The sequence below is a fragment of the Nocardioides sp. NPDC051685 genome, assembly GCF_044453405.1.
Lineage (GTDB): Bacteria > Actinomycetota > Actinomycetes > Propionibacteriales > Nocardioidaceae > Nocardioides.
The window spans coordinates 515461-537576 of record NZ_JBITCR010000001.1 but is presented as its reverse complement, the minus strand read 5'-3'; the positions used below and the strand labels follow the sequence as shown (position 1 = coordinate 537576).

Annotated in this window: 21 protein-coding genes; 10 read left to right on the top strand and 11 right to left on the bottom strand. The window is 69.4% G+C overall.

Annotation, left to right across the window (positions count from 1 at the left end; translation table 11 throughout):
* The first annotated feature begins 70 nt into the window (after positions 1-70).
* Together ACIA03_RS02670 and ACIA03_RS02665 are read left to right on the top strand one after the other, a co-directional pair.
* On the top strand, positions 71-1258 hold the full coding sequence (locus ACIA03_RS02670; protein WP_396978972.1) for a DnaJ C-terminal domain-containing protein: 1188 nt from the start codon (positions 71-73) through the stop codon (positions 1256-1258).
* A complete protein-coding gene (locus tag ACIA03_RS02665) occupies positions 1258-1692 on the top strand; it encodes a heat shock protein transcriptional repressor HspR (RefSeq protein ID WP_396978970.1) in 435 nt (144 codons plus the stop codon). Before ACIA03_RS02670 ends, ACIA03_RS02665 begins: the two co-directional genes overlap by 1 nt.
* A gap of 223 nt (positions 1693-1915) precedes the next feature.
* Here ACIA03_RS02665 and ACIA03_RS02660 read toward each other — a convergent pair whose 3' ends face one another.
* From ACIA03_RS02660 to ACIA03_RS02635, 6 genes are all read right to left on the bottom strand, one after another.
* Positions 1916-2644, bottom strand: coding sequence for a DUF6230 family protein (locus ACIA03_RS02660; RefSeq protein ID WP_396978968.1), 729 nt, complete (start codon positions 2642-2644; stop codon positions 1916-1918).
* A gap of 26 nt (positions 2645-2670) precedes the next feature.
* Positions 2671-3663 (bottom strand): hypothetical protein, encoded by a 993-nt coding sequence (locus tag ACIA03_RS02655; protein ID WP_396978966.1) that lies wholly within the window; start codon positions 3661-3663, stop codon positions 2671-2673.
* Between the two features lie 6 nt (positions 3664-3669).
* On the bottom strand, positions 3670-4143 hold the full coding sequence (locus tag ACIA03_RS02650) for a DUF6114 domain-containing protein (protein WP_396978964.1): 474 nt from the start codon (positions 4141-4143) through the stop codon (positions 3670-3672).
* Positions 4140-5051 (bottom strand): DUF6230 family protein, encoded by a 912-nt coding sequence (locus ACIA03_RS02645; RefSeq protein WP_396978962.1) that lies wholly within the window; start codon positions 5049-5051, stop codon positions 4140-4142. Before ACIA03_RS02645 ends, ACIA03_RS02650 begins: the two co-directional genes overlap by 4 nt.
* The gene (locus ACIA03_RS02640; protein WP_396978960.1) at positions 5048-5566 is read right to left on the bottom strand and encodes a DUF6114 domain-containing protein; all 519 of its coding nucleotides are present in this window, start codon (positions 5564-5566) and stop codon (positions 5048-5050) included. Before ACIA03_RS02640 ends, ACIA03_RS02645 begins: the two co-directional genes overlap by 4 nt.
* Before the next feature lie 85 nt (positions 5567-5651).
* Entirely contained in the window at positions 5652-6257 is a 606-nt protein-coding gene (locus ACIA03_RS02635) for a DUF6230 family protein (RefSeq protein ID WP_396978958.1), read from the bottom strand.
* A gap of 223 nt (positions 6258-6480) precedes the next feature.
* Between ACIA03_RS02635 and lepB (ACIA03_RS02630) the strand changes: the two genes are divergently transcribed.
* From lepB (ACIA03_RS02630) to ACIA03_RS02605, 6 genes are all read left to right on the top strand, one after another.
* Positions 6481-7170, top strand: coding sequence for a signal peptidase I (gene lepB / locus ACIA03_RS02630; protein WP_396978956.1), 690 nt, complete (start codon positions 6481-6483; stop codon positions 7168-7170).
* A complete protein-coding gene (gene lepB, locus ACIA03_RS02625; protein ID WP_396978954.1) occupies positions 7167-7745 on the top strand; it encodes a signal peptidase I in 579 nt (192 codons plus the stop codon). The genes lepB (ACIA03_RS02630) and lepB (ACIA03_RS02625) overlap by 4 nt, the downstream gene beginning before the upstream one ends.
* A 165-nt stretch (positions 7746-7910) precedes the next feature.
* Positions 7911-9230 (top strand): hypothetical protein, encoded by a 1320-nt coding sequence (locus ACIA03_RS02620; protein ID WP_396978952.1) that lies wholly within the window; start codon positions 7911-7913, stop codon positions 9228-9230.
* Complete coding sequence (locus ACIA03_RS02615) at positions 9227-10225, top strand: Abi-alpha family protein (RefSeq protein WP_396978950.1); 999 nt, start codon at positions 9227-9229, stop codon at positions 10223-10225. Before ACIA03_RS02620 ends, ACIA03_RS02615 begins: the two co-directional genes overlap by 4 nt.
* An 81-nt stretch (positions 10226-10306) precedes the next feature.
* Positions 10307-11629 (top strand): hypothetical protein, encoded by a 1323-nt coding sequence (locus ACIA03_RS02610; protein ID WP_396978948.1) that lies wholly within the window; start codon positions 10307-10309, stop codon positions 11627-11629.
* On the top strand, positions 11626-12519 hold the full coding sequence (locus tag ACIA03_RS02605; RefSeq protein ID WP_396978946.1) for an Abi-alpha family protein: 894 nt from the start codon (positions 11626-11628) through the stop codon (positions 12517-12519). The genes ACIA03_RS02610 and ACIA03_RS02605 overlap by 4 nt, the downstream gene beginning before the upstream one ends.
* A gap of 30 nt (positions 12520-12549) precedes the next feature.
* On the opposite strand, the gene ACIA03_RS02600 is transcribed toward ACIA03_RS02605, so the two are convergent.
* Positions 12550-13398 (bottom strand): DUF692 family multinuclear iron-containing protein, encoded by an 849-nt coding sequence (locus ACIA03_RS02600; RefSeq protein ID WP_396978944.1) that lies wholly within the window; start codon positions 13396-13398, stop codon positions 12550-12552.
* A gap of 180 nt (positions 13399-13578) precedes the next feature.
* Here ACIA03_RS02600 and ACIA03_RS02595 point away from each other — a divergent pair, with 180 nt between their 5' ends.
* Positions 13579-15807 (top strand): transglycosylase domain-containing protein, encoded by a 2229-nt coding sequence (locus tag ACIA03_RS02595; RefSeq protein ID WP_396978942.1) that lies wholly within the window; start codon positions 13579-13581, stop codon positions 15805-15807.
* A gap of 84 nt (positions 15808-15891) precedes the next feature.
* On the opposite strand, the gene ACIA03_RS02590 is transcribed toward ACIA03_RS02595, so the two are convergent.
* From ACIA03_RS02590 to ACIA03_RS02575, 4 genes are all read right to left on the bottom strand, one after another.
* Positions 15892-16755 (bottom strand): GTP-binding protein LepA, encoded by an 864-nt coding sequence (locus tag ACIA03_RS02590; RefSeq protein WP_396978941.1) that lies wholly within the window; start codon positions 16753-16755, stop codon positions 15892-15894.
* A 206-nt stretch (positions 16756-16961) separates the two neighbouring features.
* Complete coding sequence (locus tag ACIA03_RS02585; RefSeq protein ID WP_396978939.1) at positions 16962-18314, bottom strand: lytic murein transglycosylase; 1353 nt, start codon at positions 18312-18314, stop codon at positions 16962-16964.
* Between the two features lie 209 nt (positions 18315-18523).
* Positions 18524-18787 (bottom strand): hypothetical protein, encoded by a 264-nt coding sequence (locus tag ACIA03_RS02580; RefSeq protein ID WP_396978937.1) that lies wholly within the window; start codon positions 18785-18787, stop codon positions 18524-18526.
* On the bottom strand, positions 18784-19209 hold the full coding sequence (locus tag ACIA03_RS02575) for a hypothetical protein (RefSeq protein ID WP_396978934.1): 426 nt from the start codon (positions 19207-19209) through the stop codon (positions 18784-18786). Before ACIA03_RS02575 ends, ACIA03_RS02580 begins: the two co-directional genes overlap by 4 nt.
* A 158-nt stretch (positions 19210-19367) precedes the next feature.
* Here ACIA03_RS02575 and clpB point away from each other — a divergent pair, with 158 nt between their 5' ends.
* Positions 19368-21959 (top strand): ATP-dependent chaperone ClpB, encoded by a 2592-nt coding sequence (gene clpB / locus ACIA03_RS02570; RefSeq protein ID WP_396978932.1) that lies wholly within the window; start codon positions 19368-19370, stop codon positions 21957-21959.
* The last annotated feature ends 157 nt before the right edge of the window (positions 21960-22116 follow it).

Genomic DNA, 22116 nt, shown 5'->3' with positions numbered 1-22116 from the left:
TGGTCGAGCCTGTCGAGACCTCGAGGGGCTCGGCAGGCTCGACCACCGAGAAGAAGGGAGGAGGGGCTAGGTGGCTGAGAACGACGGGATCCGGCCGGACTGGATCAACAAGGACTACTACGCCGAGCTGGGCGTCAAGAAGGACGCCTCGAGCGACGACATCAAGAAGGCCTATCGCAAGCTCGCGCGGGCCAACCACCCCGACTCCAACCCGGGCGACGAAGCAAAGCACGAGAAGTTCAAGAAGGTCGCCGAGGCCTACGACGTCGTCGGCGACGCCGAGAAGCGCAAGAAGTACGACGAGGTGCGCACGCTGGGCGCCACCGGCGGTTTCCCGGGCGGCTTCGGCGGCACGGGCGGTGGCCGCGGCTACAACTTCGACGACCTCTTCGGTGGTGGCGGCGCCCAGGGCGGCGGGCTCGGCGACATGTTCGGCGACCTCTTCGGCGGGGGTGCCGGCGGAGGCTTCGGTGGGCGGCGTACGGCCCCGAGGGCTCGGCCGATCAAGGGGGCCGACGTCGAGACGAGCGCCACGATCGGGTTCACCGATGCGCTCGACGGCGTGACCATCTCGCTGCGGCTGACCTCGGACGCCGCCTGTCCCGACTGCAACGGCACCGGCGGCAAGCCGGGCACCAGGCCGCGGGTCTGCCCGGAGTGCGAGGGCGCCGGCTACGTGGTCAACTCCGTCGGCGGTGCGTTCTCGATGAACGAGACCTGCCCGCGCTGCGGTGGCCGCCAGCTGATCTACGACGAGGCCTGCCCGACCTGCCACGGCTCCGGCCGCGGCACCTCGGCGCGCACCATCCAGGCGCGCATCCCGGCCGGCGTCAAGGACCGTCAGCGGATCCGGCTCAAGGGCAAGGGTGCCGCCGGGGAGAACGGCGGCCCGGCCGGTGACCTCTACGTCACCGTGCATGTCACGCCCCACCGCGTCTTCGGCCGCAAGGACGACAACCTCACCGTCGACGTACCGGTCGGGTTCGACGAGCTGGCGCTCGGCGCCGAGGCCAAGCTGCCGACGCTGACCGGCTCGCCGGTGACGCTCCGGATCCCCGCGGGCACCCCCAACGGGCGTACGTTCCGGGTCCGCGGCAAGGGGTTCAAGCGCTCCGACGGCACCGTGGGCGACCTGCTCGCGACCGTCGAGGTGCAGATCCCGGCCGTGCTCGACGCCGATGCCAAGGCCGCCGTCGAGGCCTACCGTGCCGCGATGGCCGACAAGCCGCTGCGTACGTCTCTTCTCGAGGAGTCATGATGAACGACGGATTCGGCAGCCCGGCTCCGGACGCCGCGGTCTACGTGATCAGCGTGGCCGCGGAGCTGACCGGGCTGCACCCGCAGACACTGCGCACCTATGAGCGGCTGGGCCTGATCACCCCCGGTCGCACCGGCGGTGGCGGGCGCCGCTACTCCTTCCACGACATCGAGCTGCTGCGCTCGATCGCCGACCTGACCGCGGCCGGCATCGGCATCGAGGGCGTGCGCCGCATCCTCGCTCTCGAGCAGCACGTCGATGCCCTGCGCCGGCGCAACGAGGAGCTGCTGCACGAGCTGGCCGCGACCCGCGAGGCGCTCGCCCAGGCGCGGGCTGCCGCGCCGGAACCGAAGAGCCCCACCAGCAGGCTTCCTGCGGTTCGGCAGGACCCGCCGGGACAGGCGGTCGTGGTCTGGCGACGCCAGCGCGGATAGCACGTTTCCTACTGATCGCTTGACAGATTTGTTGGCGAGTTGTGGATTTCGGGTAAAACCGATGTGGGTTCGAAACCCGCATACTGATGAGTAAGCCGCGAGTGTCGGACCAACCCCCATATGGTCGGGGCACACGCGGCGGACCCGGTGGAGCCGACCCGAGACGGACCCACCGGGTCCTTCCAATTTCGCGGTCGTCTCGGCGCTCAGCGCCTGCCCGACCTCAGTTCGGGAACGACCCGGACTGAGCCGCCGTCTTGCAGGACTGGTCGCCCGGGAGCAGGTCGATCTCCAGGTTCGGCAAGGTGACCTCGCCTTCGATCTGGGCCTGCCGGACGTCGCCGTAGACGGCGCTGAGATCGGCGACGGTCGCGTCGATGCCGGTGAAGCCCTGACCGTTGTTGTGGCCGCTGTTGCCGCTGAACTGGTACCAGTTCGGCTCGAACTCCTGCGGGACGCCCATCGGGTTCGCGACGTAGGGCGCGGTGCCCGGGTTGGTGGTCAGGTCGGTGGTCGCCAGCCCGATCTGGGCGGTGCCCTGGAGGTTCACCCCGGGCGCGGACGCCGCCCGGAGCCGGGTGATGTCGAAGGCGACCGACTGGGCGCTGATCTCGTTGGTCGACGGGTTGTCGTCCCCGGCGGTGAGCCGGATCGTGTAGCTGCCGAGCGGCCCGACCTCCTCGACCCGCGAGAGACAGAAGCCGTTCATCGTCGCGCTCGCGAAGCCGGCCCGCAGCACGGGCGTCCAGCTGCCGCCGCTGCTGGCCGCGGCCTGCGTCCGCACCACCGAGGTGCCGAACGCCGCGTCGGCGGCGTGGATGTTGGTCGAGGAGAAGGTCGAGGTCCCGTTGTTGATCGTCAGTGTCGGGTTGAAGACCGCCGACGCCGACGATCCCATCGCCGCGACCATCCCGCCGAGCAGACCGACGCCGATCGCCGTCATCGCGGCCATGCGGCGCCATCGTGTGCCGTACGTCTTCATTCCGCGGTCACCGTGATCGTCGTGTTGGGGAGCTGGATCGAGTTGAGCGGGTTCGTCGTGCCGCCCGGTGGGTAGACGTAGGGGTCGTTCGAGGCGTTGTTGTCGTGGGTGAACAGGTAGTAGAACTCCAGGTTGGCCGCGAGGATGTTGTAGTCGCCGCCGGCGGCGAGGCCGCTGAGGATCGCGGTGACCAGGTCGTTCCAGCCACCGGTGCCGTCGCCGGCGAGGGTGCGGATCTTCAGCCGGCACGAGTCGCCGTTCCAGCCGGCGGTGCAGATGGTGTTCTTCTGCGTCGTCGTGGTCAGGCCGGCGGCGATGATCAGGATGCCCGCCAGGTTGGTGACCGTACGCCACGGGATTGCGACCCAGGAGTCGCCGGTGGTGAGCAGGTTGGTCTTCACACCAGGGCCGCCGACGGTGAACGGGCCGTCCGGGGCGATCCGCAGGGTGTGCGGCACCGCCGCGGTGGGGGCGGGAGCCGTCGACGACCTCGCGGAGAGCACCGGGGCACCGAAGGAGGCGACGTTGCTGCGGAAGACGAGGTCGCTGAAGGCGATCTGGAACAGGCACATGTTGCCCGTGGCGGCGTTGTAGTAGGTGAACCCCTTGTTGCTGTCGCAGTTGCCGTCGCTGTTGTTGGTGTAGATGCCGTGCACGTCGGCGGCCACGTTCGTGGTGCTGCTGCCGTTCGGCTCACCCGCGGTCAGCAGCCAGCGCGTCCCCGACAGGCAGGGGAACATCCGGGTGCCGAAGAGGCGGCTCTGGAAGGTGCCGTTGTCGCCACCGTTCTTGAGGGGCACGACCTGCCGGCGCTGCTGCGGGTCGCTGCTGCCGGGCTGGTCGCACCGGAACGGCTGGTAGGCGTTGTTCTGGCTGTTCGCCTCGGCCCGGTCTTCGGCCGACGGCCACAGCGCCGCCGACATGATGAAGAGCGCGAGGGCGGTGATGACGACGAGGCGCTGCCTGCCGACGCTGAGTTCCTGAGGCACGGCCGATCATCCGCCGGAGGTGTCACGCCGGGACGGGTGAGACTTCTTCTCGCCCCAGGACCAGATCATCGAGCCGCCGACGATGCCGAGGACGGAGCCGAGGACGAAGCCGCCCAGGTTGGCGGTGGGGAAGGCCCCGAGCGCGATCAGGAACCCGACGATCCCCGAGAGCGACTTGTAGTGCGGCGCCAGCCAGGTGACCAGGCCGAACATGATCAGCGCGCCGCCCATGACGTAGCCGGCGGAGTAGGACCAGCCGCCGGTCAGGGCGATGCCGATGTCGAACGACATCCAGTAGATGATCCAGGCGCCGGCCACGATCAGCCACAACGCACCCCAGAAGGGACGGGTACGTCGCCACGCGCGGAACCACGAGCGGCCCGCTGCAAGGAGGGCGCCGAGCCGGTTGCGGCGTACGTTCTCGGGGCCGGGGAGGAAGCCGAGGACGTCGGTCGATGTCTTGGTGCTGGACTCGGTCATGAGCAGTCGGCCTGCGTCTTGGTGCCCGGGACGACCCTGATGTTCAGGTCCGGCAGGGTGATGTTGCCCCTGAGGTTGAGCCCGTAGCTGTTTCCGTTGAGGCCGGCCACGTTGAGCTGGCGGGCGTAGAGACCGAAGGCACCTGCCTTGGGCAGCTGGTTGGCGTTGCCCTCGAAGGTGAGACCGGCCGAGTCGCCGACGGTCTCGGCCGACTGGCCGAGGTTCATGCCGGAGATCTTGTTCCCGTAGCCGCTGAGCGCGTCGGAGTTGAGGTACAGGTTGGTCGCCGAGATCGCGTTGTCCAGGCTCCCGTTGGTGAGCTTGCCCGTGGTCGGGTCGGTGGTGGTGCCGGTCGGGATCGACGAGCCGCTGTAGCTGTCCGGGACGTCGTCGCCGGCGGTGATCATCAGCGAGTAGTTGCCGACGAGCGGGATGTTCTCGGTGGCGATCCCGCACAGCCCGGCGAGCTTGGCCTGGTGGATGCCGAGCTCGGTGACCCCGCACTGAGCCTGTACGTCGGCGACGTCGGCGTCGCAGTCCGTGGACCCCTGGCGGCTCGTCGGGGCGAGATAGCCCGCCGCGTGCTCGGCGTCGAGGTAGTTGGAGTAGAGCTTGAACTTCGAGTTCCCGGTGGTGAAGTTGACCGCCAGCGCGCTCTGCGAGACCGCGCCGAACATGGCCACCAGCGCGGCGCTCCCGACGATCATCAGCGGCAGCGAGCGTTTGCGGCTGCCGCGGCATACGGACTCGGCGTCGGCCTTCATCCGCGCCGACTGCTCCGCGGCGTGATCGATGGCCGCGTACGCAGCTCGGTAGAGGCGGCCGGTCAACCGGGCCCAGACGTGGGACACCCCGGTCTCCTCGCCCCAGGGGTCGGTGCGCTCGAAGCGGCGGGCACGGGGGCTCATGCGATCGCTCCGCTCCGGGCCGGCTTCCGGGCGTCCTTGCGGGCGCGCTTGCGGGCGTCCTTCTCTGCCATCTCGGTCAGCTGCTTCTCGGTGTAGGGCGTCCAGGCGACGATCAGGGCGCCACCGATGACACCGGCGACGGTGCCGATGATCAGGCCGCCGAGGTTGGCCAGCGGGAGGGCCGCGATCGCGAGCGCGACCGAGACGATCCCTGGGAACGTGCGCTGCGACGGGAGGAACATGGCGATCAGTGCCGCGGCGCCCAGGGCGAAGGAGATCAGCACGGGCGGCAGGGTCTGGTTGCCGAAGGCGGCGAAGATCGTGAAGTCGAGCTGCTTGGAGAGCGTCGAGGACCCGATCAGCCACGAGGACCACAGCAGGATCAGGCTGCCCCAGAAGGGGCGGGTGCGTCGGAAGCGCTTGAAGCCGCGCGGCGTGGGGCTGGTGGCCGAGGGGCTCGTGGTGGGGTCGGGCATCGCGTCGGGACCGGTGTTGGTGGGCGTCTTGTCAGGCATGGCTTCTCCGGCGGGGGCTGGGATGAGACGTTGGCGGGCGCTCCGGAACGCCCGCCAACGGCTGCTGGTGGGTGGGTTGGAGGTGTTACGGGTTGAGCCTGATCGACAGGCTGCTGAGGCTCAGCGAGCTGAGCTGGACCGCGTACGCCTGTGCCGACAGGTTGTTCAGCACCTGCTCGCCGCTCCGGCCGCTGGTCTGCGCGGCCTGGAGAGCGAACCCGTCCGCCACATACCCCGGACCGGCCGGGTCGAAGCCGGCATCGGCCTGCGACTGGCCGAGGGTGACGTTGGCCATCGTGGCGCCGCTCGGGGTGTTGAGCGACGCGGCGTTCAGGGCCACGTTGCCGAGGTTGATCTGCGGATCGCTCGAGGTGATCCCCAGGTTGAGGCTCAGGCCCGGGAGGACCTCGACCCGGGGCGTCACGACGTTGAGCCCGTTGGCGACCGAGCCTTGGGTCTGAGCGTAGATCGTGCCTTGGTTGTTGCCGGTTGAGCCGACCTCAGTGGCGCCGGTGCGCATCTTCAGCGAGTCGGCGGTGAGGTTGGTGCTCAGGTTGAAACCGCCGGTGGAGGAGATGACCGCCCCGACCATGCCGGACAGCATCGCGTACCCCATACCGGCGGAGACGATCGCCGCCGGCAGTGTGACGGCCGCGAAGCGGCCGAGGCTGGTATGCCCCAACTTGTTCATGTGTGCTCCCTCTTTGGGCCCGTCCCTCACGGGCTGATGAACCCCGAGAAAAGTGCGCCGCCCACAGGGCTGGATACCCTGGGCGGCATTCAAACTGTGATGGGCGCCACGTGCTACGGTCAAGCACATCTGGACAATTTGTCCCCAAATGTCTACGAAGTGTGGCTATTCCTGCTTGGGTTTGGCCACGCTCTCGTCGATCTGCCCGAGAGAGAGCCTGGTTGTGTTCGGACGGTCTCTGAATGATCCTGTCGCTGACGAGCGAGGCTTCGCCGGTGCGGCCGTCGGCTGGGTCGCGCTGATCGCCTTCCTGCTCGCGATGACCGTCGTCGTCGCCGCCCTGTTCGGCTCGTTCACGGTGAAGGGCCGCAGCATGGAGCCGACACTGTTCTCCGGTGATCGGATCCTGCTCGACCCGCTGCACAACGACGACATCGAACGCTTCGACCTGGTCCAGGGCATCGAGCCGGGCCCCGAGCGTTTCGGCGGCGGCGCGCAGGTCGTCAAGCGGGTGATCGGGATGCCTGGTGACCGGGTTGCGATCGCCGGCGGCGAGACGCCGGTCGTCTATGTGAGCCCGGCCGGTTCCGGCGACGTCTTCCGTGTCGTCAATCCCGCCTGGCCCACCCGCGTCGGGGCCGACGTCGGCATGTGCTGCGACCAGGGAGGTACGTACGACGCCAATGCCTCGTCCGGGGTCTGGGTGACCGTCCCGAAGGACGCGCTGTGGGTCCTCGGGGACAACTGGGGCGGCTCGACCGACTCGCGCGCGTTCGGCTTCCTTCCGGTCGAGGACGTCTCCGGCAAGGCCTGGTTGCGGTTGCTCCCGACCGGCTCGTTCGGCGGGTTCGACGACGGCGGAGCCGAGCTCGTCGAGGTGGCCGGACGGGTCTCCGGCGTGGACGAACCGTGAGGAGGGTCCTCGTCGCGAGCGGCATCGGCGTAGGGGTCGTGGCATTCGCCGCGCTCACCCTGGTGGTCGCGGCGCTCGCCTTCTCTGTCACCGTGTCCGGCACGAGCATGGAGCCGACGCTGCGCGACGGTGACCGGATGCTGCTCGAGTTCTGGACCCGGGACGAGATCGAACGCTTCGACGTCGTCGAGGCGGACGCCCCGAGCTCGGTGGCGGGGGACGGCGCTCAGATCCTCAAGCGGGTGATCGGGATGCCCGGTGACCGGGTCTCGGTGACCCGCGATGCCCAGGTGCTGGTCGAGCCGGCGGGCGAGGACAGGATCTACGTGGTCGACAACCCTGCCTGGTCCGCCGAGGCCGCGGCTGTGGAGCAGGAGTGGCTGACCGTGCCCGAGGACGCCTACTGGCTGCTCGGCGACAACTGGGGTGCGTCGACCGACTCGCGCAGCTTCGGTTTCATCGATGCCGCGGCCGTTCATGGCAGGGTTGTCTTCCGAATGCTCCCCTTCGGTCGGAACGGGACGGTTGCCCGCGACGTCCGACTTGCTCTCGTCGAACCGGACTCGCCGCGGTGAGGCTGCGTGCCTCGCCCGCCTGCGGGTCTTGGGACCGATATCTGAGCGATCGGTGGACATTTTGCCCCAAGTTGTCAAACAGTCGACTAGCCTTCGCGCCAGGGAGACCACGACACTGCTTGCACCTGGGGCGGTCTCGTGGATGAGGGAATGAAGGTCAGGTCTGTGTCTCACACCATTTCGGCCGCGTTGGCCCTGTTCGACGACTTCAACTGGTTCGAGTTCTGGTCGGTCCCGCTCTTCACCGCGCTGATCGGCTGGCTGATCAACTGGTCGGGACTGTGGATGCTGTTCTCCCCGATCCATTTCCACGGCATCACCGTGCCGGGGCTCAAGCAGGCCGCCGGCTCGCTGCCGCGCAGGATCCAGGAGATCCCGGGCATCCTGCGCGGTGGGATCGGCTGGCAGGGGATCGTGCCCGCGCGAGCCGCGAAGATGGGCTCGATCGCCGTCGACCGGGCGCTGTCGCAGATGGCGACCGCCCGCGACTTCTACGAGCAGCTCGAGCCGGACAAGATCGCCGCCCACATCGTCGACGTCTTCCGTCCCGAGATCCCGTTGCTCGTCGACGAGATCATGTGGCGTGAGCATCCGCGGTTCTGGCGGGATCTGCCGCGCCCGCTGCGTACGGTCGTGATCCAGCGGGTCCAGGACCGGCTCCCCGCGGTCGTCGGCGACGTGACCGTCGAGATCGGCAACCACATCGACCAGCTCTTCGACCCGAAGATCATGGTGATCGAGAACTTCGAGAAGGATCCGTCGATCATCGTGCGGATCTTCAAGGACTTCGGAGCCCGCGAGCTGCGGATGATGGTCGTCTTCGGTGCGGTCTTCGGCTTCCTGCTCGGCATCCCGGTCGCCGTCGTGGACCAGGCCTTCCACCTCTGGTGGCTGCTGCCGATCCTCGGGGTGCTGGTCGGCTGGACGACCAACCTGCTCGGCATGCTGCTCATCTTCGAGCCTGCCGAGCCCAGACGGATCGGTCCGGTCAAGATCCAGGCACTCTTCGCCCGGCGGCAGTGGCAGGCCTCCGACGTCTACGGAAAGCACATCGCCCAGGACGTGATCACCCTCGAACGGATCGGTGACCACCTCCTCAACGGGCCCTCCGGCGATCGCACCCGCCAGATGCTGGCCGCGGCCCTCGAGCCCGCTGTCGACGCGGCGGTCGGTCCGGCCTACGGTGCGGTCCGGGTGGCGGTCGGGACCCGGAGGTTCGACGCGATCCGGTCCTCGGTCGCCGAGCAGGCCGTCGACTACACCATCACCCCGCTGCGTGACGCCGCCTTCAGCCAGCAGCAGTCGTGCAACATCCGACGGCTGATCGCCGACCGGTGCCGAGCCCTGCCGCCGCGGACCTTCGTTGAGATGATGCGGGCAGCGATCAAGGAGGACGAGTGGCTGCTCTACGCCCACGGGGCGATCATGGGCCTGGCGGGCGGGTTCCTGCACGTGGCGGTCTTCGAGTGGTGGAACGTGTTGTGAGCGCCCTCCACATCAACACCGAGCCGGGGGCCCGGCGACCCTCGATCGCTCCGAAGGAGGAGCTCGTGCAGGGCCGTGAAGGGATGCACCGCATGCCCACCCCGGCCCCGGGCGGCGGTCTCGTCGAGGACGCGATGGACGTCCTCCCGGGCCTGCTCAGGATCTCCGCGGTCACGGTCGCCCACACCGCGGGCTGGGGTCTGAGGACGTACGCCCGGGGGGTGGGGCGGGTCGCGAAGGCGGTCGTCGACCCCGACGAGGCGGTGCGGCTCACCGAGGACGTGGCGACCAACGCCCGCCAGGTGACCGCCCTCGCGAAGCGGGTCGCGACGGGCAACCCGGTCACGGGTCTGCTGGAGCGGTTCGCGCTGCCGGCGGCCGAGAGCGCGAAGGCGGCGATGGAGGGTCGCGCCGCGCGGGTCAACGGCGTCGCCCCGGGCACCGGCCCCGACCAGCTGCGGCGGACCGGCGAGGAGCTCCTGCGCCGCTCGCGCGACGTATGGGACGAGAACGAGCGCCACCCGGCCTTCGTCAGCATCCTCAACGAGCTGGCTCCCGACGAGGCCCGCATCCTGGTGCTGATGCTCGAGGACGGCCCGCAGCCGGCCGTCGATGTGGTCGAGGGCGGCCTGATGGGCCAGCTGCGCGGGTCCCCGACGATCGCCAGGGGCCTGACCATGATCGGGTCGCAGGCCAGCGTGCGCTACGCGTCACTGGTCCCGCAATACCTCAACAACCTGACCCGGCTCGGCCTGGTGTGGCAGTCCGAGGATCCGGTCAGCGAGCTGATCCGCTACCAGGTGGTCGAGGCACAACCCGACGTACTCGAGGCTCTCCATGCCAAGAGCGGCGCCCGGATCAGGCGGCGCTCGATCCATCTGACGCCGTTCGGGCAGGACTTCGCCCGAGCCTGCTTCGCCGATGCCGAGGATCTCGACGGGCTGCCCGACCACGAGATCCCGCCCGGTGCGGCGACGGAAGCGTCAGCCGAATAGCAGACGGTTCGGGGTGTTTGCGTTCGCCTGTGGGTAGGGTACGCATACTGACGGTCTGGAACTCTGGCGGAAGGAGCTCGGATGTCGCCGGAGTGGCAGGATTCGCTGGTCAGCTGGTTCGACGACTGGGCTGCCCACGTCCACTGGCTCTCGCTGATCACCATCCCGATCTTCACCGGGGTGATCGGCTGGCTGATCAACTGGTCGGGCCTCTACATGCTCTTCTCCCCGCTCTCCTTCAAGGGGTTCCGGGTCCCCGGGCTGCGTGAGCTGACCAGGGTGCTGCCGCACAAGCTTCAGGAGGTCCCGGGCTTCGCCCAGGGCGGTCTCGGCTGGCAGGGCATCATCCCCGCCCGGGCCGCGAAGATGGGCTCGATCGCCGTCGACAAGGCGATCGCCAAGCTCGGCACACCCAGCGACTTCTACCAGCAGCTGGGCCCCTCGGAGATCGCCACGCACATCGTGGAGACCTTCCGCCCGGAGGTGCCCGAGCTGGTCGACCAGATCATGATGCGCGAGCACCCACGGCTCTGGCGTGACCTGCCGCGGGCGGTCAAGGACGCGATCGTCACCAGGGTCCAGGCCCAGCTCCCGACCATCGTGCACAAGGTCACCGACGACATCGGTGTGCACATCGACCAGCTGCTCGACCCGAAGCTGATGGTGATCGACCACTTCCGCAAGAACCCGGCCCTCGTGGTCAGGATCTTCCGCGACTTCGGACAGCGCGAGCTCAACCTGATGGTCGCCTTCGGCTTCATCTTCGGATTCCTGCTTGGCATCCCGGTGGCGCTGATCGACCAGACCTTCCACCTGTCGTGGCTGCTCCCGCTGCTCGGCGTCGTCGTCGGCTGGGTGACCAACCTGCTCGGCATGTGGCTGATCTTCGAGCCCGCCGAGCCGCGGCGCGTCCTCGGGATCAAGGTGCAGGGGCTCTTTCCGCGCCGTCAGGAGCAGGCTGCGGAGGTCTACGCCGACATCATCGCCACCGACGTGATCACGCTCGAGCGCATCGGCGACTTCCTGCTCGACGGCCCTCGGGGCGATGCGACCCGCAAGCTGCTGATCAACGCGCTGATGCCTGCTGTGGACAGGGCGGCCGGGCCCTACCGGGGCGCGGTACGGATAGCGCTCGGCTCGGAGCGGTTCGACCGGATCAGCACCTCGGTCGCCAACGAGGCGGCGGATCGTACGCTGGTGCCGTTCCGCGATCCCGGCTTCAGCCGTCACCAGGCGGACAAGATCCGCGACCTGGTCGCGCGGCGCACGAAGGAGCTTCCGCCGGAGGACTTCGTGGACATGATGAGGTCAGCGATCAAGGAGGACGAATGGATGCTCTACGCCCATGGCGCGATCATGGGGCTCGCGGGCGGCTTCCTTCACCTTCTAATCTTTCCGACATGAGTCTGCTCGGCAAGGTCCTCCCGACCGCCTCCGCCGTGGCCGGCACCGCTCCCGGTTTGGCGCGGGTGGCGGCCGGCGCTGCCTGGCAGACCGCCGGGTGGGGACTGCGCACCTCGGGTCGCGCCGGCATCCGGGTCGCCCGGGCGATGGTCGACCAGGACGTACGCGTGGGGTTGGTGCGGGAGACGGCCGAGGCCGTCGGGATCGTCGCCGGCACGGCGGCCCGGATCATCCTGCCCGGCACGAACTCGGTGATGGAGCTCTCCGACGCCGACTACGAGGCAGCCGGTCAGGAGGTCGTGCTCGCCCGCACGCGGGAGGCCGAGGCGTCCCAGGACTCGCTTCCGGTGCTGCGCCGCCGTGGGGCCGAGCTGCTCGACCGGTCCCGCGACGTCTGGGCCGATGAGCAGGGGCATCCTGCGTACGCCCGGATCCTCGACGAGCTCGCGCCCGACGAGGCGCGGATGCTGCTCTACCTGCTCCAGGCCGGCCCGCAGCCGTCGGTCGACATCCGCACCGGTGGCCCGGCCGGGCTCGTCGGCAGCACGATGATCGCGCCCGGTCTCAACATGATCGCCGGGCGCAGCGGAGTGCGCTATCCGGACCGGGTGCCGGCCTATCTCAACAACCTGTTCCGGCTCGGGCTGGTGTGGTTCTCCAAGGAGCCGCTGCCCGACCCGCTGGAGTATCAGGTCCTCGAGGCCCAGCCCGACGTGCTCGGGGCGCTGCACTCGGTGAAGTTCGCCAAGATCGTGCGCCGCTCGGTGCATCTGACGCCGTTCGGTGAGGCCTTCGGGCGCACCACGCTGGTCGACGAGGACTCGGCCGAGTCCGCCTACCCGGAGCACCAGGCTCCGGTCACCGGTGGGGCGGACCTGCCCAAGGCCTGAGCACTGCCTCGGTGCTCAGCCGCCGCGACGTCACGCCGGACATCGGCTGACTGCTTCGGACAGCGTCTCGAACTCCGGAGCGACCGTCTCGGGTGAGACGTCGCCGTCCCGCTCGAGCATGATGCCGGGCAGGCCGCGCCCGGCGTAGGCGTCGACCAGGGTCTCGAGGAGCGAGAGCACCGGCGGCGGCATCGGGTGGGCGTGGGTGTCGAGGTAGAGGCCGTCACGCTCGATGCCGCCGGCCACGTGGACATAGGCCACCGCGTCGAGGGGAAAGCGTCGGAGGTCGGCTGCCGGGTCGGTGCCGCGGGCGGTCGCGGAGGCGTGCAGGTTGGCGACGTCGAGGACGATCTGTACGCCGGTGCGATCGACGAGCTCGGTCAGGAAGTCCGGCTCCGCGTAGGTGTCCTCGGGCCAGGTGAAGAGGGCCGCGATGTTCTCCACGGCGAGCGGGACGGGGAGGGACGACTGGGCGATGCGGACGTTGTCGCACAGCACGTCCAGCGACTCCCGTGTGCGCGGTGGCGGCAGCAGATGGCCGGCTTCGAGGACGTCGCCGTGGAGCTCGGACGGGGAGTCGGCGGCGCGTACGAAGGCGGCATGCTCGGACACGACCGGGCTGCCGAGCGCCTCGGCGAGCGCGGCCAGATGAGCGAGGCGCTCGGCCGACGGCTCGGACGCTCCCGCGAGACCCAGCTCGACTCCGTGCACGATGACGGGCACCCCGAGCGAGGTCAACGCGGCGGGAAGCCGCTCCACGGAGAGATTCTCGGCGACGACCTCGGTGAACCCGAGGCGGCCGGCCGATGCGTACGACGTCAGGAGGTCGGCGATCGAAGGACGCCAGGCCACCGCCGTCCCCTGAACCCGTCGCGTCATGGCTCAAGTGTGGTCTGGACGGTAATGGTCCGTCTCCTGAATTGCTTCGCCGGTCCGGTAGTCTGGGATGACGTTTCCCGTTGCCCAGTTTCCCATCGCCGGTCCTGGCTCGAGGCCCGTGTAGGAGCCCCCACGTTGGCGCGCAAAGTCGTTCGTTCCGTACCGTTTCATCGCGCCGTGATGCGGTTCGCGGCATTCATCGGCGTCGCCGCGGTCACGGGTCTGGTCGCCTCCGGCATGGCGATCCCGTTCATTCACCTGACCGGTGTCGCGGCCAAGTCGGGCGCCGAGGTGATGGACGAGCTGCCCCTTGACATCGACATGGGCGAGCTCTCGCAGACGACCCGCGTCCTGGACGTCCATGGCAAGGTGATCACGACCCTCTTCGACCAGGACCGGTCCTACAAGGCGCTCGACCAGATCTCGCCCAACATGCCGAAGGCGCTGCTTGCGATCGAGGACAGCCGCTTCTACGAGCACGGCGCGATGGACCTCAAGGGCACGCTGCGGGCGCTGCTGCGCAACTCGGCCTCGGAGTCGGGTTCGGTGCAGGGTGGCTCCTCGATCACTCAGCAGCTGGTCAAGACGACCCTCGTCTACAGCGCGGACACCGACGAGGAACGGGCTGCCGCGACCGAGAAGTCCACGGCCCGCAAGGTCCGCGAGCTCCGCTACGCGATCTGGCTGGAGGAGAACCACGACAAGGACTGGATCCTCGAGCGCTATCTCAACGCGGCCTACTTCGGCGACTCCGCCTACGGGGTCCAGGCGGCCGCGAAGCACTACTTCAACGTCGACGCCGCCGACCTGACCTGGGGACAGGCCTCGATGCTTGCCGGGATGGTGAAGAACCCGACCGGCTACGACCCGACGGACTTCCCCGACGCCACGATCGCCCGCCGCAACCTGGTGCTCGAGCGACTGGTCCAGGTCGGCGACCTGCCGCGGGCCGACGCCGAGAAGGTCAAGGAGAGCGACCTCGGGCTCAACGTGCAGGACAGCCGCAACGGCTGCTTCGGGTCGTCCGCGGAGTTCTTCTGCGACTACGCGCTGCGGTGGCTGCTCACCGACAAGTCGCTGGGCGAGACCGAGGCCGAGCGCTGGCGGCTGCTGCAGACCGGCGGCCTGACCATCCGGACGACGCTGGACTCGAGCTTCCAGAAGGCAGCCCAGAGGTCGGTCAGCCGGGCCGTCTCGCCGACGAACAACGCCGTCGGGGCCCTGGCGATGGTCGAGCCCGGCACCGGTCAGGTCAAGGCGCTCGCGCAGTCGCGGCCGATGGGGGAGAACCGGCGCAAGGGTGAGTCCTACCTGAACTACCTGGTCCCGAAGGAGTACGGCGACGCCAACGGCTTCCAGGCAGGCTCGACCTTCAAGGTGTTCGTCGGCGCCGCGGCGATCGAGAAGGGCTTCCCGCTCCGGCAGGAGATCAAGTCGCCTGAGAAGAAGACGTTCAACCAGGCGTCCTTCGCCAACTGCCCCGGCCAGGGCAACTTCAACCCCGACCCCTACCCGGTCGGCAACTCGACCACCTCGGGCAACAAGAACCTCTACACCGGCACCCGGGAGTCGGTGAACACCTTCTACGTGCAGCTCGAGCAGTTCACCGGCGTCTGCGCCCCCTACACGCTCGCGAAGAAGATGGGCGTCCACCTGACCGATCCCTCGCGCGAGCGTTTTCCATCGTTCACCCTTGGTCCCATCGACGTCAGCCCGTTGGAGATGGCCGAGGCGTACGCGACGTTCGGCGCCCGCGGCAAGCACTGCGACTCCCGCCCGGTGACCGAGATCGTCGGCGCCGACGGGAAGACGATGAAGGAATACCCGGCCTCGTGCGAGCAGGTGATGCGTACGGGGACCGCGGATGCCATGAACGACATCCTCCGCGGCGTACTGCAGCCGGGTGGGTTCGGGCAGAAGCTCGCGCTGAGCGTGCCGTCCGCCGGCAAGACCGGGACCACCAACAGCAACCGCGCGGTGTGGTTCAACGGCTACACGCCCAAGCTCGCGACCGCGTCGATGATCGCCGGTGCGGACTACGAGGGCCACTGGGTCACCCTCAACGGGCAGCGCCTGCGCGGCGGCTATGTCGCCTCGGCCTCCGGATCGACCGTGGCCGGCCCGATGTGGGCCGCCGCGATGCGGGCGATCGACGGCAAGCTGGGCTCCGCGAACTTCGTACGTCCCGGCGCCAGCGTCATCAACGGCAAGGGCATCAAGATCCCGAAGGTCGAGGGGCTCTCGGTCGCCCGCGCGACCGCCCGGCTCAAGGCGGCCGGGTTCAAGCCTGTCGTCGGCAAGCGGGTGACCTCGCGCTTGAAGGCGGGCACGGTCGCCGGCACCGTCCCCGGCAGCCGGGCGATCAAGGGTGCGACGGTCGAGATGCTCGTGTCGAAGGGACGTGGGTAGCGCGCGCCGGCGGGTGGTTCGTCTAGGTATGCAGACCAACCGTCACATCCCATGCGGAGTTCCACGAGGGAAGTGAGGGTTCGGCTACATACCTGGACGAACCGCCGCCCGTGCTCGAGCCGCCTCGACGGCCTCGCGGAAGGCGCGGGCGACGTAGTCGGGGACGGGGAGGCCGTGGTCGCGGGCCCAGAGGAGCTCCTGCTCGACCCTGGCGACGTCGGCGGCGAGGTCGCGGCCCTCGTGGTCGATGCCGAGGGTCTCCATGACGTCACCGAAGTCGGCCAGCTGGGTCGCGTTGTTGACCCCGACGGGGGCGAAGGAGATCCGGCGCATGCGCCTGACCAGCCACTTCTGCCAGGCCGCGAGCGTGGCCCAGTGGGCGCGTGCGGAGAGCTGGTAGAAGGCGTAGTGGCCGGGCTCCTGGCGCTTGATCGGCGCGATGACGGTCTCGGCGACGGCCTGCTCGCCGGTCTCGACGACCCCGTCGTGGAGCAGGTTGTAGGCGATCACCGCGGAGCGCTCGGTGGCCATCCCGGTCAGGTAGTAGAGCATCCGGCAGACGTCCTGGAACGGCTCCAGGTGAGCCAGCAGTCCGAGTACCTTCAGCTTCAGGCCGACATGGTCGAGGTCGGTGGTCGCCGGCGGGCGCCCGACGACCTGCTGGAGCCGGTCGAGGATCAGCCCGTGCTGGATCTCCTGCGGCTGCCACACCTCGGCGTAGAACTGTTGGTCGACCTCGGGTGGGTTGGGGAGCATGGTGGAGATCTCGAGTACGTTGCGGTCGACCTCGAGCTCGACCCGCGCCATGTAGTCGAGCACGTGTCCGAAACGAGCGCCGAAGCCGGCCGGGTCGTTCACGGTGAAGTCGACGGAGTCCATCGGGATCGGTGGGTGCTCCTCGCCGAGGCGCGAGACATGGGCGACGAGACGATCATGATCGGTGAGCATCCGAGGCGGCTCCTGGTGGGGGAGTCAATCTGCGAGCCACAGTCTGCCCGCACCCGGCGTGGCTGTAACCCGATTTAAGTGAACAGCGGGTGTTGGCCCCGGCACGCTCCGCCTGGCGGCTCCGGCGGATCGGCCAACCGGGGGAGGACGGAGGTCGAGCCGGGGCGCGCGCGGCGTGCCGAGGCCAACACGTTCTGGGCCGAGTCTCAGGGCGCGCTCGCGGAGGCCTCCGCGCTGGTCGGCTCGGCGGTCGGCTCGGTGGTCTGCTCGATGGCCGCGGGGGTCTCGGAAGGTGTTTCGGTCGGGACCTCGGAAGGTGTTTCGGTCGGGACCTCGGTGGGTGTCTTGGTCGGTGTCTTGGTCGAGGTGTCGGTGGGTGTCTTGGTCGGTGTCTCGGTCGGGGTCTCGGTGGGCATCGGGTCCACCGTGGGTGTCTCGGTGGGTGTCTCGGTGGGTGTCTCGGTGGGTGTCTCGGTCGGTGTCTGCGTAGGCGAGTCGGTCGGTGACGGCTCCGAGGTGGGAGACTGGTCGACGGAGTCGCCGTCGCCGAGGGAGACGGAGCCCGACGATGCGGGCGCGGACGGCGTGGTCGCGCCGCCGCTGGGCGTACCGGTTTCCTGTCCGCCCGAGGGCGAGCCGACGGCGGGCCGGGGTGGCTGGGCGCTGGGCGTGGCGCCGGAGAGCGGTTCGAGGTCGGCGGACGAGGTGACCGGGATCTGTGCGGCGGGCAGAACAACCCCGGTGGGTGCCTCGAAGGTCCCGAGCCGGTAGCCGTCGGCGATCTGCAGGACCGCCGAGACGTACGCCTCGCTGTGGTTGTAGCGCAGCACCGCCCAGCGCCGCCCGGCCTCGGTGGACAGGTCGGCCGAGCCGGAGCACAGGTAGACCGCGGCGGCGAGCGCGGCGTCGTCGACGTCCTGCGGGTCGCGCCGACCGTCGCCGTCGGCGTCGACCCCGACCTCGGACCAGGTCGATGGGATGAACTGCATCGGCCCGACCGCGCGGTCGTAGGCGAGGTCATGGTCGAAGGTGCCGCCGTCGGTGTCGAGGATGCGTGCGGTGCGGCCGGCCCCGGTGAGAGGTACGCCGAAGATCCCGGGCGTCGCGACGCCGGATGCGGACAGCGTGTTGCCCCCGGCACGGCCGTGGTCGGACTCGACCCGCCCGATGGCGGCGATCAGCGACCAGTCGAGATGGCAGGCGGGGTCGGCGTCGGCGAGCACGGTCGCGGCGCGCTGGTAGGCGGAGAGTGCGGCCTCGGGGATGACGCCCGCGGCGGCCTTGGCGGCGAACCCGGCCGGCTGGGCCGCGAGGGCGGGAACGGCCTTGGGGATGGGTGCGACCGCGGAGACGCTCACCGGCGGGAGCAGCTCCTGGGCCGGCACCTCGATCGGCACCTCGATCGGCACCTCGATCGGCACCTGCACCACGCTCGCCGTCGCTTCGACGGGCCGGGCCTCGTCTGGGATCGCATGGATCGTCCAGACAGCGGCGGCAGCGGTGGCGGCGGCAACGGGCAGGACCGCTGCCTTGAGCAGCAGGCCGGGTCGTGGGGCCATCCTCGGTCACATCCTCGGGTCGGGCGGGTCGGGGCGATGTCATCGATCCACTCACCATGTGAGACCCGCCACAGCGCGCTGCGCGTGATCCGGGCCGAGAATCCCCGAAAAGGTAGATGACAAGCTTCCCGACCTCGTCACCGCGATCGCCCGGTCACGAGAACGACCAACTCCACGTGTGACCCCCGGGTCACTCGGCAGGGAGGGGGTCAGTCGCCGCCGCCTCCACCGCAGCTCGAGCCGCAGGAGGAACTGCTGCAGGAGGAGCTGTTGCAGGAGGAGCTGTTGCAGGAATGGTGATGACTGTCGCCGGAGTCGGTGGAGGAGCCGCACGAGGAGCTGCTCGAGCCGCAGCTGCTGCCGCCTCCTCGGCCCTGGCCCCGGCGGCGGTTGCTGCGACCGATCTTCAGCGCGGTCTGGGTCAGCGCGTAGATGACCAGACCGAGGATCACGAGGATGATCAGGGTCTTCACGTGGAGCTCCGTTTCCAGGTGCGGCGGGTGAGGTGCCAGATCTGCGTGCCGAGACCGACGGTGAGCACCCGGCGCCCGGCGATGCTGGTGACCGCCAGCCGCCGCCTGCCCTCGTAGACCTCGTGCAGGCGCACCCAGTCGGCACCGATGGTGGCCAGGAAGGCGCGTACGTCATCGTGGGCGCAGCCCTGCTGCGGATGCTGCCCCGCCCAGGCATGGAAGCGGGCGCGCCAGTCCGGGAGCAGGTCGAGCTCGGGGGCGGCGTGGTGCGCGGCCGAGGAGCGCTTGTGGTGCAGCACCCGCGTCGTCGCGGTCGTTCCGGCGGCGTCGAACCCCGGCGGCGTACGTCCCGCCAGCAGGTCGTCGAGGACCTCGCGCTGGCGCGCGGCCAGCTGGTCGCGTACGGCGCCTCGGAAGTCCACGGGGAGGAGTGTGCCCGATCGCCGAGCAGGCCGCCATGACATAGAAGATTTGTGAAAGTTGAGTGGAACAGACTCAACTTTGGTTGTGTTGAGATAGATGCGAGTGGATGGCACTCGCGACAGACTTGGGTGCGTCCCCAGGAGGAGTACAGACACACATGAGCCAGTTTTCGGCAGACAAGTTCACCACCAAGGCTCGCGAGGCGATCGAGGCCGCGCAGCTCTCCGCCACCACGGCGGGCAACACCACGACCGAGCCGATCCACCTGCTCGTCGCGCTGCTGCAGCAGGACGAGGGCACCGCGACGTCGATGGTCACCAAGTCCGGTGTGGACGCCGAGGAGCTCTCGCGAGCGGCTGCCGCCGACCTCGCCGGGCTCCCGCGTGCCAGCGGCTCCACCGTGCAGCAGCCCGCTGCCTCGGGTGCGCTGACCCGTGTCCTCGCCGGAGCGATCACGCTGGCCACCTCGATGAAGGACGACTACGCCGCCACCGAGCACCTGCTGATCTCGCTGGCCACCGTCGAGTCGTCGGCGCAGAAGGTGCTCAAGGGCGCCGGGCTCACCGAGAAGGGGCTGCGTGAGTCGCTGAAGGCCGTCCGCGGCAACCGCCGGGTGACGAGCCAGGACGCCGAGGACTCCTACGAGGCGCTCGAGAAGTACTCCCAGGACCTCACCGAGGCCGCCGAGAAGGGCAAGCTCGACCCGGTCATCGGCCGTGACGCCGAGATCCGCCGGGTGATCCAGGTCCTGAGCCGACGCACCAAGAACAACCCCGTCCTCATCGGCGAGCCCGGCGTCGGCAAGACGGCCGTCGTCGAGGGGCTCGCCCAGCGGATCATCGCCGGTGACGTACCCGACTCGCTGAAGGGTCGCCGCGTCCTGAGCCTCGACCTGGCGGCGATGGTCGCCGGTGCGCAGTACCGCGGTCAGTTCGAGGAGCGGCTCAAGGCCGTCCTGGAGGAGATCAAGGCCGCCGAGGGGCAGGTCATCACCTTCATCGACGAGCTGCACACCGTCGTCGGCGCAGGCGCCGGTGGTGACTCCGCGATGGACGCCGGCAACATGCTCAAGCCGATGCTGGCGCGCGGCGAGCTGCACATGATCGGCGCGACCACCCTCGACGAATACCGCGAGCGGATCGAGAAGGACCCGGCCCTGGAGCGCCGCTTCCAGCAGGTCTTCGTCGGCGAGCCGTCGGTGGAGGACACCGTGCAGATCCTGCGCGGGATCCAGGAGAAGTACGAGGCCCACCACGGTGTCCGCATCACCGATGCCGCGCTGGTGGCCGCCGCGACCCTGTCCGACCGCTACATCACTGGTCGTCAGCTGCCCGACAAGGCGATCGACCTCATCGACGAGGCCGCCTCGCGTCTGCGGATGGAGATCGAGTCGTCTCCCGAGGAGATCGACCAGCTCCGTCGCGCCGTCGACCGGCTGAAGATGGAGGAGTTCGCGCTCTCCAAGGAGTCCGACGACGCCTCGCTGGAGCGCCACGCGGCGCTGCGCAAGGAGCTCGCCGACAAGGAGGAGGAGCTGCGCGGTCTCGAGGCCCGATGGGAGCGGGAGAAGGCGTCGCTGGAGGGCGAGGGCGCGCTGCGCAAGCAGCTCGACGCGCTGCGCAGCGAGGCCGAGCGGCTCCAGCGAGAGGGATCGCTGGGGGAGGCCTCGGAGATCCTCTACGGCCGCATCCCGGAGCTGGAGCGGCAGATCGCCGATGCTGCCGAGGCCGAGAACGAGGGCGAGGTCGCCGACCGGCTGGTCGGTGAGGAGGTCGCCGCCCAGCAGATCGCCGAGGTGGTCGAGGCGTGGACTGGTATCCCGACGGGCAAGATGCTCCAGGGCGAGCAGGCGAAGCTGCTCGAGATGGAGTCCGTCATCGGACGCCGGCTGATCGGGCAGAAGTCCGCGGTCACCGCGGTGGCCGACGCGGTCCGGCGCTCCCGTGCCGGCATCGCCGACCCCAACCGCCCCACCGGCTCGTTCCTGTTCCTGGGCCCGACCGGCACCGGTAAGACCGAGCTGGCCAAGTCGCTGGCCGACTTCCTCTTCGACGACGAGCGCGCGATCGTACGCATCGACATGTCCGAATACTCCGAGAAGCACTCGGTCGCGCGGCTGGTCGGAGCGCCTCCGGGCTACGTCGGCTACGAGGAGGGTGGTCAGCTGACCGAGGCCGTGCGCCGCCGGCCCTACTCCGTGGTGCTGCTCGACGAGGTCGAGAAGGCCCACCCCGAGGTCTTCGACATCCTGCTGCAGGTGCTCGACGACGGGCGCCTGACCGATGGTCAGGGCCGCACGGTCGACTTCCGCAACACCGTCCTCATCCTCACCTCCAACCTGGGCTCGAACTTCCTGGTCGACCCGGTGATGGAGGAGCGCGAGAAGCACGAGTCGGTCATGGCGGTGGTCCGGGCGTCGTTCAAGCCCGAGTTCCTCAACCGTCTCGACGAGGTCGTCATGTTCGACGCCCTCTCGCTGGCCGACCTCACCAAGATCGTCGACATCCAGCTGGGTCTCCTGGAGAAGCGCCTGGCCGCCCGCCGGATCTCGATCTCGGTCACCCCCGCTGCGCGGGAGTGGCTGGCCGAGACCGGCTACGACCCGGCGTACGGTGCCCGCCCTCTCCGCCGCCTCATCCAGTCCGCCATCGGCGACCCGCTCGCCCGGATGCTCATCGGCGGCGAGGTCTCCGACGGTGGCCAGGTCACCGTCGACCGCGACGGCGACGGCCTGACCCTGAAAGCCTGAGCCGAGGCGTCAGCCCCGTCGGGCGAGGCGTCACCCCGGTCGGGGGGGGGGGGGGGGGGGGGGGCCCCCCGCCCCCCCCCCGCCCCCCCCCCCGGGGGGGGGGGGGGGCCCCGCCCCCCCAGCCCGCCCCGCGCGGGCCCCCGGGGGTAAGGGGGGA

Coding starts and splice junctions, on each gene's coding strand:
- ACIA03_RS02665 (WP_396978970.1), top strand. CDS start 1,258: ATGAACGACGGATTCGGCAGCCCGGCTCCGGACGCCGCGGTCTACGTG.
- ACIA03_RS02660 (WP_396978968.1), bottom strand. CDS start 2,644: ATGGCCGCGATGACGGCGATCGGCGTCGGTCTGCTCGGCGGGATGGTC.
- ACIA03_RS02650 (WP_396978964.1), bottom strand. CDS start 4,143: ATGACCGAGTCCAGCACCAAGACATCGACCGACGTCCTCGGCTTCCTC.
- ACIA03_RS02645 (WP_396978962.1), bottom strand. CDS start 5,051: ATGAGCCCCCGTGCCCGCCGCTTCGAGCGCACCGACCCCTGGGGCGAG.
- ACIA03_RS02640 (WP_396978960.1), bottom strand. CDS start 5,566: ATGCCTGACAAGACGCCCACCAACACCGGTCCCGACGCGATGCCCGAC.
- ACIA03_RS02635 (WP_396978958.1), bottom strand. CDS start 6,257: ATGAACAAGTTGGGGCATACCAGCCTCGGCCGCTTCGCGGCCGTCACA.
- ACIA03_RS02610 (WP_396978948.1), top strand. CDS start 10,307: ATGTCGCCGGAGTGGCAGGATTCGCTGGTCAGCTGGTTCGACGACTGG.
- ACIA03_RS02605 (WP_396978946.1), top strand. CDS start 11,626: ATGAGTCTGCTCGGCAAGGTCCTCCCGACCGCCTCCGCCGTGGCCGGC.
- ACIA03_RS02600 (WP_396978944.1), bottom strand. CDS start 13,398: ATGACGCGACGGGTTCAGGGGACGGCGGTGGCCTGGCGTCCTTCGATC.
- ACIA03_RS02595 (WP_396978942.1), top strand. CDS start 13,579: ATGCGGTTCGCGGCATTCATCGGCGTCGCCGCGGTCACGGGTCTGGTC.
- ACIA03_RS02590 (WP_396978941.1), bottom strand. CDS start 16,755: ATGCTCACCGATCATGATCGTCTCGTCGCCCATGTCTCGCGCCTCGGC.
- ACIA03_RS02585 (WP_396978939.1), bottom strand. CDS start 18,314: ATGGCCCCACGACCCGGCCTGCTGCTCAAGGCAGCGGTCCTGCCCGTT.
- clpB (WP_396978932.1), top strand. CDS start 19,368: ATGAGCCAGTTTTCGGCAGACAAGTTCACCACCAAGGCTCGCGAGGCG.